This is a genomic window from Streptomyces sp. NPDC048644 (assembly GCF_043199105.1).
Lineage (GTDB): Bacteria > Actinomycetota > Actinomycetes > Streptomycetales > Streptomycetaceae > Streptomyces.
This window is the reverse complement of the sequence record NZ_JBICVO010000006.1, coordinates 149,734-162,946: the sequence shown is the minus strand read 5'-3', so window position 1 is coordinate 162,946 and position 13,213 is coordinate 149,734. Positions and strand designations below refer to the sequence as shown.

Annotated in this window: 12 protein-coding genes; 8 read left to right on the top strand and 4 right to left on the bottom strand. The window is 68.0% G+C overall.

Annotation, left to right across the window (positions count from 1 at the left end):
- Positions 1 to 21: 21 nt before the first annotated feature.
- Positions 22 to 1,254: a cytochrome P450 gene (locus ACGFNI_RS15795; protein ID WP_393684131.1), complete on the top strand. Its 1,233-nt coding sequence runs from the start codon at positions 22 to 24 to the stop codon at positions 1,252 to 1,254.
- On the opposite strand, the gene ACGFNI_RS15790 is transcribed toward ACGFNI_RS15795, so the two are convergent.
- Positions 1,235 to 2,278 (bottom strand): asparaginase, encoded by a 1,044-nt coding sequence (locus ACGFNI_RS15790; protein ID WP_393684129.1) that lies wholly within the window; start codon positions 2,276 to 2,278, stop codon positions 1,235 to 1,237. The genes ACGFNI_RS15795 and ACGFNI_RS15790 overlap by 20 nt on opposite strands.
- 261 nt (positions 2,279 to 2,539) lie before the next feature.
- Here ACGFNI_RS15790 and ACGFNI_RS15785 point away from each other — a divergent pair, with 261 nt between their 5' ends.
- From ACGFNI_RS15785 to ACGFNI_RS15765, 5 genes are all read left to right on the top strand, one after another.
- Positions 2,540 to 3,241, top strand: coding sequence for a GntR family transcriptional regulator (locus ACGFNI_RS15785; RefSeq protein WP_393684127.1), 702 nt, complete (start codon positions 2,540 to 2,542; stop codon positions 3,239 to 3,241).
- The gene (locus ACGFNI_RS15780; RefSeq protein WP_393684126.1) at positions 3,238 to 4,371 is read left to right on the top strand and encodes a P1 family peptidase; all 1,134 of its coding nucleotides are present in this window, start codon (positions 3,238 to 3,240) and stop codon (positions 4,369 to 4,371) included. Before ACGFNI_RS15785 ends, ACGFNI_RS15780 begins: the two co-directional genes overlap by 4 nt.
- Before the next feature lie 109 nt (positions 4,372 to 4,480).
- Positions 4,481 to 5,956 (top strand): Na+/H+ antiporter NhaC, encoded by a 1,476-nt coding sequence (gene nhaC / locus ACGFNI_RS15775; RefSeq protein WP_393684124.1) that lies wholly within the window; start codon positions 4,481 to 4,483, stop codon positions 5,954 to 5,956.
- A gap of 440 nt (positions 5,957 to 6,396) precedes the next feature.
- Entirely contained in the window at positions 6,397 to 7,539 is a 1,143-nt protein-coding gene (locus ACGFNI_RS15770) for a hypothetical protein (RefSeq protein WP_393684123.1), read from the top strand.
- A gap of 622 nt (positions 7,540 to 8,161) precedes the next feature.
- A complete protein-coding gene (locus ACGFNI_RS15765) occupies positions 8,162 to 9,208 on the top strand; it encodes a fatty acid desaturase (protein ID WP_393684122.1) in 1,047 nt (348 codons plus the stop codon).
- Positions 9,209 to 9,249: 41 nt separating this feature from the next.
- On the opposite strand, the gene ACGFNI_RS15760 is transcribed toward ACGFNI_RS15765, so the two are convergent.
- Positions 9,250 to 10,143, bottom strand: coding sequence for a hypothetical protein (locus ACGFNI_RS15760; RefSeq protein ID WP_393684120.1), 894 nt, complete (start codon positions 10,141 to 10,143; stop codon positions 9,250 to 9,252).
- Positions 10,144 to 10,222: 79 nt separating this feature from the next.
- The gene (locus tag ACGFNI_RS15755; protein WP_393684119.1) at positions 10,223 to 10,975 is read right to left on the bottom strand and encodes a GntR family transcriptional regulator; all 753 of its coding nucleotides are present in this window, start codon (positions 10,973 to 10,975) and stop codon (positions 10,223 to 10,225) included.
- Positions 10,976 to 11,185: 210 nt separating this feature from the next.
- On the opposite strand from ACGFNI_RS15755, the gene ACGFNI_RS15750 reads away from it, so the two are divergent.
- Positions 11,186 to 11,329, top strand: coding sequence for a hypothetical protein (locus tag ACGFNI_RS15750; RefSeq protein ID WP_393684117.1), 144 nt, complete (start codon positions 11,186 to 11,188; stop codon positions 11,327 to 11,329).
- Entirely contained in the window at positions 11,326 to 12,213 is an 888-nt protein-coding gene (dapF, locus tag ACGFNI_RS15745; RefSeq protein ID WP_393684115.1) for a diaminopimelate epimerase, read from the top strand. Before ACGFNI_RS15750 ends, dapF begins: the two co-directional genes overlap by 4 nt.
- Positions 12,214 to 12,259: 46 nt before the next feature.
- On the opposite strand, the gene ACGFNI_RS15740 is transcribed toward dapF, so the two are convergent.
- Positions 12,260 to 13,141 carry a Scr1 family TA system antitoxin-like transcriptional regulator gene (locus ACGFNI_RS15740; protein WP_393684113.1) on the bottom strand — a complete coding sequence of 294 codons (882 nt, stop codon included), beginning with the start codon at positions 13,139 to 13,141 and terminating at the stop codon, positions 12,260 to 12,262.
- Positions 13,142 to 13,213 lie beyond the last annotated feature (72 nt).

Below are 13,213 nucleotides of genomic sequence, written 5' to 3'. Positions count from 1 at the left end.
CACCCAGCACCGGAGGACACCATGCACAACGAACCGTCGACGCACCCCGCCCCCGACGCGACGCCGCACTCCGAGCCGGTGACACGGCCGACCGACCGCCGCACGGGCTGCCCCTTCGACCCGCCCGCCGAGCTGACGCAGTTCCGCGCGGAGCAGCCACTGCGCCGGCTGCGCTTCCCCGACGGCCACATCGGCTGGCTGGCCACCGGGTACTCCGTGTGCCGCACGATCATGGCCGACGCACGGTTCAGCTCCCGCAAGGAGCTGATGCACGACCCGTCCCTGGACATCGGCGACATCGAGATTCCTCCGGCGGAGCCCGGCGAGTTCATCCACATGGACGGGGCGCGGCACGGCCGTTACCGGAAACTGCTGACGGGCAAGTTCACCGTCCGGCGGATGCGCCTGCTCACCGAGCGGGTCGAGCAGGTCACCGCCGACCACCTGGACGCCATGGAGCAGGCCGGCCCTTCGGCGGACCTGGTGACCGCGTTCGCCAAGCCCATCCCCGCGATCATGATCTGCGAGCTGCTGGGGGTGCCGTACGAGGACCGGGGCTCCTTCCAGGAGCAGGCCGAGACGATCTTCGTCGGGGACCTGGAGGACAAAATGGCCGCCTACACGGCGATCCAGACGTACCTCACCCAGCTGGTGGCCGCCAAGCGCACCGCCCCCACCGACGACATACTCAGCGACCTCACCGACAGCGACCTCACCGACGAGGAACTGATCGGCGTCGGCTTTCTCCTGCTGGCGGCCGGACTCGACACCACCGCCAACATGCTCGGGCTCGGCACCTTCGCGCTGCTGAGCAACCCCGGCCAACTCGCCGCCCTGCGCGGCGATCCGAGCCTCGCAGGTCAGGCCGTCGAGGAGCTGTTGCGCTATCTGACCATCGCCGACCCGATGCTGCGGGTCGCGCTGGAGGACATCGAGATCGACGGCCGGCTGGTCAAGGCCGGTGAGACGGTCGCCATCGCGCTCCAGGCCGCCAACCGCGACCCGGCGAAGTACCCCGAGCCCGACCGCCTCGACCTGCACCGCAAGGCCACCGGACACCTGGCCTTCGGCCACGGCGCCCACCAGTGCCTGGGCCAGCAACTGGCCCGCGTCGAGATGACCGTCGCCTTCCCGGCGCTGCTCACCCGCTTCCCGACGCTGCGGCTTGCCGTCCCGCCGGAGGACGTACCCCTGCGCGCCCACACGAACATCTACGGCGCGGAGAGCCTCCCCGTCACCTGGGACGAGGAGTAGGCGCCGGCGTGCGCAGATCGAGCGCCGCCGACGGCCGTACGGAGCCGACGGGTTCGCCGTGCCCGAGCACCGGGGCCGTGGCGAGCGCGGACAGTCGCGGGTCGGCGTCGACGTCGACGCCGATGTGACGCAGGGCCGCGGTCATGACGACGGGCCGGGGGCGCTGTCCGCCGTCGGCGATCTTGAGGGCGACGGCGGAACCGTCGGGCAGCGCGAGGGCGTACACGCCTTCGGCGCCGTCCTTGGCGACGGCGCCCGGAACGGCCTGCATGAGGGTGGTGACATCCCGTCCGGTACCGCCGACGTACTCGGGGTGGGCGTTCATCGCGGCGGCCACCCGCGCTTCGTGGCTGCCTGCGGGGGCGGTCGCGATCGTGGCGAAGGCGCGCGCGAGGCCGGTGAGGGTGAGCGAGAACAGGGGCGCGCCGCAGCCGTCGACGCCGACCGCGGTCGACTTCTCCCCTGCGAGGTCCTCCAGCGCTTCCCGCAGGGCGAGTTGGAGGGGGTGGTGGGGGTCGAGGTAGTCCTGTACGGACCATCCCGCGGCCACGCAGGTGGCCAGCATCGCGGCGTGCTTGCCCGAGCAGTTCATGGTGATGCGGCTCGGCCCGAGCCCGGCGGCCAGGTGCGCGGGCTGCGACTCGGTGCCGATGGGCAGTGCGGCGGTGCATTGCAGGGCGTCCTCGGTCAGGCCCGCGCCCGCGAGGATGCGGCGTACGCCATCGAGGTGGAAGGTCTCGCCGGAGTGGCTCGCGCAGGCGAGCGCGAGGAGTGCACCGTCGAGGCCGAGCCCCGCGCGGAGCATGCCGACGGTCTGGAGGGGCTTGTTGGAAGAGCGCGGGTAGACGGGTGCGGCGACGGGGCCAGCGGTCAGCGCGGCGTTGCCGTCCGCGTCGAGTACCACGACCGATCCGTGGTGCACGGACTCCAGGAAGTCGCCGCGCCAGACCTCTGCGAGCACGGGGTAGGTGTCCTGTGATGCTCGTGAGGGAGCAGGGGATTCCTCGGTGTGTGCGGTGGTCATGCTCGTCCCTCCGGTCGGTTGCGCGGGGTGTGCAAAGGGCGTCACGAGCCCGTCGAACTGTCGACAGTTATCAGTTTTTGGGGCACGTGTCGACGGTTGGCCACGATGAAAGACGATCGCGGAGAACCGTTGACAGCGGGTCCGCGCCGCCTGTCCACTGTCGTCTGTCGCCACGTGCAGTGGGGACTGTCGACAGTTCGTGACCCCGCGAGTGCTGTACTGCGAGCACCACACCGGCCCCTCGCCCCCTTGGAGATTCCCGTGACCGGACTGGTCCACCGCGGCTTGGCGGGACAAGTCGTGGAGATGCTGCGCGAGCAGATCCTCACCGGCGTGCTCCCGCCGGGCTCCCGCCTCAACGAGGTGGAAATCGCCCGCGATCTGGGCATCAGCCGAGGCCCGTTGCGTGAGGCCATCGGGCAACTGGTGAGCGAGGGCCTTCTCGTTCACGTGCCCAACAAGGGCGCTGCGGTCTTCGCCGCCCGCCCCGAGGACGTGGTGGCGCTCTTCGAACTGCGCGCGGCCCTCGAATGCGCGGCGGCACGCATGGCCGCACACCGCCGCCGGCCGCAGGAAGTGACCCGTCTGCGCAAGGTGTGCGAGCGCTCCCGCAAGGCCCGCGAGACGGGACGCAAGCTGCCGTACGACTTGGACCTGGACTTCCACCGTTCACTGATGGAGGCGGCGCACAGCCCGCGCATCGCCGAGCAGGTGTGGCTGGTGCAACAGCAGGTGATCGTGCTGCGCAGCGGCCTCACCTCGCGGACCGCTCACACGGAGACCTCGCTGACCGATCACGAAGCGATGGCGGGGGCGGTCGCGGAGGGCGACGCCGATCTCGCGGCCAGCCTGATGGAGGCCCATCTCGCGCTGGTGGAAACCGAACTGCTGCAGACCATGCAATCCGAAGCCCGCAACGAGGAGGCTCCGGGGGCGCACCGTACGGGACGTGCCGCACCGTGACGCGCACGCCCCGCCCCCGCGACCTGGGCATCGCCCCCGGCATCCTGCCTCCCGGGCCGTCGAACTCCCTCACCGACGTACCCGGCGTCCGCGTCGGCCACCGCACGCTCGATCACGACGGCGCGGAGCTCCCGGTGCGCACCGGCGTGACCGTCGTCGTCCCGGCACCCGGCTCGCTGTTCCGTGCGAAGCCGGCCGCGGGCCTGGAGGTCGTCAACGGATTCGGGAAAGCCGCGGGCCTGAGCCAGATAGCCGAACTGGGCGTCCTGGAAACGCCGTTGGCGCTGACGAACACGCTCGGCGTCGGCTCCGCCTTCGAGGGCCTGGTCCGGCACGCGCTGGACGGACACCCGGAGATCGGCACCACCACGGGCACCGTCAATCCGGCGGTCTTCGAGTGCAACGACGGCTGGCTCAACGACATCCGGGGCCTGCATGTACGCCCGGACCACATTCTCGACGCGCTGAAGGCGGCGTCCGAAGGACCTGTGCGGGAAGGGGCGGTGGGAGCGGGCACCGGCATGGTGGCCTTCGGCTGGAAGGCGGGCATCGGTTCCAGCTCCCGCCTCGTCGACGCCGGGGACGGCACCTGCTTCACGGTGGGCGCCCTGGTCCTGGCCAACTTCGGTCTGGCCGACGACCTGACCGTGCTCGGCATCCCGGTGGGCCGCACCCTCACCCCGCAACAGGCCAGGGAACAGGCCGAGTTCGCGCGCGGTGCCGGGTCCTGCGTCGTCCTCATCGCCACGGACGCCCCGGCCGACGCCCGTCAGCTGCGCCGCATGGCCAAGCGCGCGACGGTCGGCCTGGCCCGCACCGGCGGCATCGTCCAGCACGGCAGCGGTGAGTACGCCCTGGCCTGGTCGACGACACACCGCATCCCGCACCGGCCGCCGGGCCCCGTCCGGCCCGCCTCGGCCCTCGCCGAGGACGGCCCCCTGATCGACCTGTTCTTCCGGGCCGTCGCCGAAGCCACCGAAGAGGCCGTCATCGGCTCCCTGTTCGCCGCCCGCCCGGTGACCGGCGTACGCGGCCACCACGCCCCCGCACTTCCCGCGGACCGTATCGCCGACCTCGTCCACCACCCGGCGCCCGTCGAGGCGCGCGGGACGCCGCACCTCCCGACGTAACCGCCGCAGCCCCACCCCACCCCCACCACCACCTCCATCATCTTCGGCGCGCCGGGCCACCCGGCGGCCGGCTGAACCCTGCCCTCAACCACCCCGAAATGAGCGACTCATGCCAGAAACCGCTCCGGCCGAGGCGTCCCGGCGCAGGCCGACCTTCCTCCAGGCCCTCACCCCCGTCGTCGTGATGATCGCCCTTCTGGTCACCGGCACGGTCTGGCTGGACCTCGACCCCGTGATCCTGCTGATCGTCGCCAGCACCTTCGCGGGGGCCTTCGCCCTGCGGCTCGGCCTGAGCTGGGAGCAGATGCTGGCCGGCATCTGCCGCAAGATCGATTCGACGATGCCGGCGCTCCTGATCCTGATATCCATCGGGATGCTCACCGGCACCTGGATGGTCAGCGGGACCATCCCGATGATGGTGGACCTCGGACTCCGGGCGATTGCCCCGCACTGGATCATTCCGGTGTCCTTCCTGATCACCGCCGTCGTCTCCACACTCACCGGGACGTCATGGGGCTCGGTCGGCACGGTCGGCGTCGCCCTCATCAGCGTGGCGGGCGGACTGGGCGCCTCGCTCCCCATGACAGCGGGCGCGATCGTGGCGGGCGCGTACTTCGGCGACAAGATGTCCCCCCTGTCGGACACCACGAACCTCGCCCCGGTCGTCGCGGGCGCCAACCTCTTCGCGCACATCCGCCACCTCCTCTACACGACGGTCCCGGCCGCGGTCCTCTCGCTGATCATCTACTTCTTCCTCGGCCTGACCCAGCACACGAACTCCGTGCGGGAACCGGGCCGGCAGACGCAGGAACTCCTCGCCTTCCTGGACAAGGCGTTCACGTTCAGCCCGCTGCTGCTCCTGCCTCCGCTCGTGGTCCTGGCCGGCGCGGTGCTGCGCAAGCCGCCGCTGCCGACGATCATCCTGTCGTCCATGGTCGCGGCGGTGCTCGGCGGCGTGGTGCAGGGCTTCTCCCTGAGCGACCTGAGCACGGCCGCGTCCGACGGTTTCAGCGTCGACATGCTCACCGCCCACGGCGGGGCTCCGCACTCGGTTCCGGCCGCGGCCCAGACCCTCCTCAACCGCGGCGGCCTCGCCTCCATGACAAGCGTCGTGCTGATCGGCCTCGCGGGCTTCGCCTTCGCGGGCATCATCACCGAGGCCGGCTGCATGGACGTCCTGATGACCCGCCTGCTCAGGCGCGTCCGGCGCACCGGCGGCATCGTGCTGGCGACCGTGGGCTCGTCGGTCGGCGTGGCCCTGGCCACCGGCACCTCGTATCTGACGATCCTCATCCCCGGCGAGGGCTTCAAACAGGTCTACGCCGACCACGGCCTCGAACCGAAGAACCTCTCACGCACCCTGGAGGACTCCGGCACCGTAATGGTGCCCCTGATCCCCTGGAGCGAGGCCGGGATGTACATGTCGACCGCCCTGGGCGTCACGACCCTCTCCTACGCGCCGTACGCCTTCCTCTGCTACCTGGGCGCCGTGTTCGCAGTGATCTGCGGCTACACCGGAATAGGCATCACCCGAAGCAAGCCGACGCAGGGGAGGAGCGCGCCTGCTGAGCCTGCGGGCTCTTAGGGTGTGTCCGGAATCCCTTGGGGGCACCAACTCGGCCCGTGGGTCGGCCCGTTAGGGCACGCGACCCGAAAAGAGTCCAGACAACAAACAAGCCCCAGGTCACCGACCTGGGGCTTCATCATGGAGCGGGTGACGGGAATCGAACCCGCGCTCTGAGCTTGGGAATCAGGGGGCCTTCACGGGCCCAATGCGTGTCTGACCTGCGAAGACGCTGCAATGCGAGCTGGGTTCCGGGGTAACTTCCTGCCCCGTGTTGACCGTTGTTCGCCGCTCCATCTGGCACGGCAGTGGCACGGCGGGTGCATGTGCCCGAGAACGGGCTCGCGCTGTACCTGAGAGCTTGCTCGGCAGGTGTGCGCACGGACGGTGCGAAGTCGGCATTGCTGCCGCAAGTGGCAGCTTGTCCTGCAAGGCTGGGCGGTGTGACATACGCAGTGACAGTGGATACGCAGATCCCGAACGGTGCTTCGGAGCTGGACGATCTGCATCGGGTCGGTGCCGGCGCCCTCCTGGAGCAGGGTTTCGACTCGGTCGAGTCGATCGATGGCCCGGACGGAGTGGAAGCGGAGATTGCCGACACGTGGGTGGGCGTCCATCCCGGCGGCGCGTTGCTCAAGGTGTTCGTGGACGCGCCGGCGCTGGAGTTCGCGGAGCAGGCGGTACGTGCGCTGGTGGAGGAACTGCTCGATCGCTCGGAGCTGCTCGCCGACTGGACCGTCGAGCGGTGCGAGGTCGAGCTGCACCCCGATCTCGCGAAGGAGAGCCTGGAGGCGGCCGACGGCCCGGATGCCCCACCGGAGGATCTCGCCTCGCGGCGTGCCCGACTGGCCGGGCCGGCCGCGCGAGATGCTTCTGCCGGCGCGACGGGCGAAGCTGTTGATACCGAGGTGGCGCAACGCAGGATGCGCTCGATGGCCGCCCGGCTGCGGGCTTTCGACCCGGCGATGTTCGGCGCCCCCGATGAGGAGGAGAAGGACAACGACCTTGCCGACCACGGCGCCCGGGTGTCGGTTGATGATGCGGATCTGGCGGCCGGGGCGTTGGTGTGGGCGATGGATGTCCTCTTGGACGAGCTGTTCCAGGACGCATATGCGCTGGCCGAGGAGAAGACGAACGTCGCCGATTGCGACCGGCCGATGTGGCTGCTCGATGAACTGCCTCCGCGCTACGCCTTGCGGTACGACGCTCGCTTCGCCCGGCGCTTCCTGGTGACGGCCATCGCCCTGACCACACGCTTCACGGAGGGAAGCTTTGAGCAGCTGAGCTGTGTGGCGGAGGAGTTGGCGCTGAGGCTTCTTCTCGGCCGGGCTGAGGTGACTCTTGAGACGTTCGGTCTCCTCGATGACGGGGTTGCGTCGGCTCTGGAGTGCTTTACCGCGATGGTCTACGAGGACATGGACCACGAGTGGCTGTACGACGACTCGAAGGACGGCATCGACGAGAGCCCGGTGGGTGAATACCTCGGCGTCGCGCCTATGGGGCTGACGAGCTGGTTCAAGCCGTTCAACGAGGACCGGTATGTCCATCCCTACGCAGTGGATGAACCCTACGCAGTGGATGAACCCTTCGCTGAGGAGCGCTGACCGAGCGGGGGAGGGGGAGCAGGCACTGGTTGGCGGCCACGAGGCAGAGCAGTTGACGCCACCGGGGGTGAGTCGCTCCCCCCCGGGAGGACGCGTACAACCATGCCCGGCCTCGCCGCAATCACCCGATAGAGACTCCTGTTGATGAACGAACTCCCGATGATCTCCATGCGGTCGGTGGTGGGCGCGACTCGCAGGTGCCGGTCGGCCGCGGTTGGTGTCGGCGCGAGGATGGCGTGGGCGAGCCTCACGGACTTGGTCGGGACCTTGTGCTGGTCGCGGTGGGTTTCGCACGGCAGGTCGGTCCGTGCGCGAGCGCGATCTGTGGGTGCTAGGGCAGGGCTCGGTGTTCCCGAAAGACCGCAGTCTGATCCCTCGGATCTGACGTCCAGGGTCCGAACTGCCCTGCTGTGGTACGGGGGTTGTCGACGTGGAATCACGCCATGGCCTCACGCGTCGTGTGCGCGGCGTCGTCAACCCCGATCCTCGTGCCTGGCTTGATCGGCGGTCGGCCGAAGCCAGAAGGGGACCGGTGTGATTCGGCCATGCCCCGTCCCTCGATCTAGTGCACTAAATACACTCTCGGTGTTCACCGTCATCGATCCTTCACCACGGGACACCCATGTCTGCGGCCATTTCCTTGATCGTTGTCGGGCTTCTTCTCCGGCAATTCGACCGGTTCCGCCACCTACGCAAACCCACGACGTTGACAGCGGCCGAGGCAATGTCCTTGCAGAGGTCGCGTGCGACGGTGTGGGCTCCGACGCTGCTGCTGGCCGGGGAGTGGATACAGATCGTCGGCTGGTGGCTTCTGGCCGGCACGCGGCCGGTGTTGGCCGTTGTCGCCGCGGTGGCGGTCGGGGTGCACTTCAGGCACCTGCAGGAGATCAGCCACTTTGCGGTGCACGGTGTCCTGGCCCGCGGCCGACGGGCCAACACAGTGCTGGCGGAGGTCTTCGTGCATCTGCCGATGGCGCTGGGGCCCGTGGGGGAACGCAGGACCCGGCACGTGCGGGACCACCACCCGAACGCGACCGTCAGCGGTGTCGATCCGAATCTGGCGGAGTTGCGGGCTGCTGGGCTGGTGCACGGTGCGACGAAGGGTGCCGTGACACGTGCGGCGTTCCACCCGTTGACCGTTCGCGGGTGGTGGGGCACGGTCAGCGGAATCGGGCGGGCCCTGACCCGCTCGGAGGGCTTGGCCGCAGTGGTGGTCCTGGTGGCCGCGTACGCGGCGGGCGGGTGGATCGGGCTGGTCGCCGGGGTGATCGTCCCCCGACTGTGGCTGTATCCGCAGCTGGCCTGGCTGTCGTTGCTGGGGGAGCACACCTGGTTCGACCCGCAGCGTCGTACCGGGAGCCGGGTCGAGATAGAAGCGGGGCGTTGCCTACGCCTCTATCCGGAGGGTGCACTGATGTCGGCCGTGGCGGCGGTCACCTGGCTTCCTTACGGCGATCTTCACCATTACGCGCACTCCGCTCACCCGGCAGTGCGATGGAACTACCTCCCGGCAGTGGAGCGTGGGCTGGTTCCACCGCACTGCACTCCGGCGACACTCCTGATGGGGTCAGACTCCCTTCTCGCCCGCCATCGCCGGGCCCTCACCCAAGTTGAAGATGTCCCGGCCGCATCGATTTCGGGGCATCCGGCGAGCAGCAGGGAGCCCTGACTTCGTCACGCCCCGTCCTGGCATCGGATCCTGCGGCGCGTTCAGAGACCATCGACGATGGCGGCGGCCTCCTGCGGGTTCCAGGCGTCCAGCAGAGGACGGACCGCAGCCTCGTAGGTGTGCAGAGCACGGGGCGCACCCATGCCGTGCTCCCAGGCACGAGTGAAATGGCCGACGTAGGTGTCGATGCCTTTGAAGAGGACGGTGGAGCGGCCTTGGGTGTATGCCTCGTCGCCTTGTTCGTCTTCAATGAGGACAGCGGCGTTGGCGAACACCACGGTGTCGACGGTCTCTTGGGGCCGCAGGTGCTCGCGCACGGCCAGGCCGCAGATAACGCCGAACTGTCGATGATGGGTTATCAGGGACAGAAGGTCGTGGGCGAAGTCCCGGTCGATGAGGTCCTCGCGTTTCACCACGAACAGTCGGTCGATGCGCCCGCCGGCTTCGACGAAGCGGCGGTTGGCGTCGAGGTATCCACGGCGCCGGGTGAGCAGAGACGGGTTGATCGTGCGGTCGATGGCCAGGATCCGCTGCGGCTGAACCTCTGTCCCGATGAGGGCATCGACGAGCGCAACCGAAATCCAGGGCACATCGGTGCCGTGAATGCTGAGATAGCCGTCCGCGATCCCGCGGTAGTCGGAGACCAACGAGTTCTCCAGCTGGGAGCGGATCACGTCGTAGTACGAGGGCTCGTCCATGGCCTCGATGCTGTTCGTGCGGCGTAGCTGGATGTGGGTCCTGTTCGACCAGAGGCGACCGACGACGACTATCAGGATCAGGACTGTCTGCAGGACGACGATCAGCACCAGGTTTACGTGATCGACAGCCCAGGCCACGACGGGGGCGGCCAAGGAGATGATGCCGACCGCAGCGCTCAGGGCGTTGCTGTTGAGTGCGTCGATGATCCGCGTCGGCAGGTCAGGCCGCTGCGCCATGAGTTCCCCCTCCAGATATGTGCGGCTGTTATATATGCGGCTGCTCCCCCATCCCTCCCTGCGACCGGGCAGGATGCATTCACGTACCAGGTGGGGGCGCAGCGATGGTGTAGGTGATGTCCCACAGTTCGCTCGGGACGACCCAGTCGGCGGTTTCCACCGCGCGGCCGTCGGCGTAGTGGGTGCGTTCGATGAACGTGGCCTGGGCTCCGGTGGCCAAACCGAGAAGGTGGGCCTGGTCGCGGTTGAGCCGGATTGGGCGCGGGACTTCGACGACACGGGTGATCGCGATTCCCAGGTGCCGCATACGCGTGATGACGCCGGCGCCGGCGAGCGGGCCTCCCTCGGGCAGGACTACGGCGCTGCCTCCGGTGACGGCCATGGGCTCCCAAGAGGTGGCCAGGAGGACGGGGCGGGAGTCCGTGAAGAACTCGTATGTGGTGAGCACGCACATGCCGTCGTCACCGATCCCCAGTCGGAACGCGGTCTCGGGACCGGCCGGGACTTTCGCGATGCTGCGGGCTTCCCAGGTTCCTGTGAAGCCCGCCGGAGCGGGTGAGGTTGTGCCTGAGACGGTACGACGCAGGACCCGGCGTTCGCGGGGCGCACGGACGAAGGTTCCGGACCCGGCTCGCCCCTCCAGCAGGCCCTCCTCGATCAGGGCTTCCTGAGCGCGGCGCACGACGTTGTCTCCAACACCGAATTCCGCGCTGAGTGCCGCTCGGGAGGGGAGCTGGTCGCCGACGCTCCACATGCCGCTCGTGACACGGTCACGCAGCAATTGTGCGATGCGCAGGAAGGGGGCCGGACGCGCCGATCCAGATGCACCCATGCTGCTCCTCACCTGCAAGGTCAACTTCACGGGGTTGACAATTTAGCCCACCGGCTAAAATCTAGTTAACTAGCAATTCGTGCCGTGATCGGAGGAGCGATGCCAGACGTATCAGGGCAGCCCTCCGATGTTGTGCGTGCCTACGCGGCGTTGAACGATCTGGCTGGACGCCCCCCCTCTCTGTGCAGTGAAGCGGACGGGGCAGTCTGCTTGGAACTGGCCATCACCCCCGCCCTTACCGCCCGCTGGGGTGATCTCTTGGCCGTTCTCGACCTGGGCAGCACCTACGGGCTGGCCGACACCGACGATGGTCAGATGGCCTGGACGCGCTTCGACGCGCCGGGGACGAGATGACACCCCACATTCCGTTCACCAAGGGGAACGGCGCGGGCAACGACTTTCTCGTGCTGCACGATCCCGACAACCGGATCGCCCTCACCCCGGCTGCGATATCGCACCTGTGTGACCGGCGGACGGGAATCGGAGCCGATGGCCTCCTGCGTGCCGTCCTTTGCGACCGTTTACCCGAGGCCCACCGATATGGCGGGCTGGCAACGTGGTTCATGGACTACCGCAACCCCGACGGAAGCCTCGGAGAGATGTGTGGCAACGGCATCCGTGTCTTCGCCCGGCACCTGACCCATCACCACCACAGCCCGCCCGGCCGCCTCACTCTTGCCACCCGCGCCGGCCTGCGTACCGTCGACATTGCCGACGCCGGCCCCTCGGGGGATGTCACCGTCCACATGGGGCGACCCCATCTGCCCTTGCCCGACGGCGCGTTGACCGTCACCTCCGGACGACGTTCGTGGCCCGCACTGTACGTCGACGTCGGCAATCCGCACGCCGTCGCTTTCGTCGATGATCTCGACCACCCCGGCTCCCTTGCTTCCCCTCCGGCCGTCGTCCCGCCACCGCCGCGAGGCGTCACCGTCGAGTTCGTCCGTGCCTTGGCTCCCGGCCGTCTCTCGCTCCGCGTTCATGAACGCGGAGTTGGTGAAACCCCGGCTTGCGGTACTGGAGCCTGCGCCGCCGTCGCAGCCGCCCATCAGGCCGGCACCCGTCCACCTGGTGGGAGGTACCGCGTCGATGCTCCTGGCGGCACACTTCACGTCCATGTCCTGCCCGACGGAACCCACATGCTGACCGGTCCCGCCGCACTGACCACCGGTGGATCCCTTTCTCCTTCGCCCCTGTACTCCATGGACGTTGCCGCACAGCAGGGTGCCGTCGACTGAAGACGGAAGGGGCAACACCCCTCGTGCGACGGCGGGCGAAGTCCCACTACGCCTCGTGCCACTGCTTGAGAACCATCGTCATGGTCGCTTTGACGATCTCGACCGCCTGCGTACCGTAAACGGCCTGTGATTGCAGAAGCGTGAATACCTTGCCGTACTGCTGTAGGTCATACCGGGTGGACAAGTCCACCGCCGACGAGACGAGTTCAAGTTTCACCCGCTCATCGTCAAAGATCCAGAAGTCCTCCGCAGGCCATGCCGTGCTGCGGTCGTACACGTCGCGCCGAGCCGGAATGATGCCCAGCTGGACCGTCCGCATCTTCTTCATGACCTCAAGAAGATGCATCAACTGACCGAGCGACGTCTTGGGTTCCCCGAAACCCCGACGCAGAACGGACTCTTCGACGACCAGGTAGAAATTCTTACTCTTATCGGTAAGGTATTTCTGTACGTGTTCGCGCCGCGTGACAGCCAGGGCTACGTCGTCCGGCAGCCCACGCCTTTCTCGTAGTGAATTGAGAATGGTTCGTGTGTATTCGCGGGTCTGTAGTGGTCCAGGAATTACCCAACTGGCATACGCGCGAAATTGGTGCGTGGACTCCCAAAGTGGCAAGATTTCTTGTTGTGCCGCATTGAGTCCTAACCTCTCTACATCGGACCATTCGCGGAAGCGTCCCTCGGCCTCACGCAGGAATCCGCAGAGTTCCTCGTACCGATCCTCCGCCTCGCAGCCCGCCAGATACTCAGCGACATCGTCCACCGTCGTGCTGGTGCGGCGCCCGTACTCGATCCGGCTGCACTTCGAGGCGCTCCAGCCAGTCCTCCGTGCGAGTTCGGTTGACTGCAGGCCCGCGTCCAGGCGGACCTCCCGCAACCGGCGCCCCAGCTCCCGCAGCGCTTCCTTCTTGAACTTCGATACCTCAGGCATGAAGGCAGTGTGTCCAACACGAGCCACCAATGGCCAATACTCTTGCCGGACACACCTGTTGCCCCAGCTCGA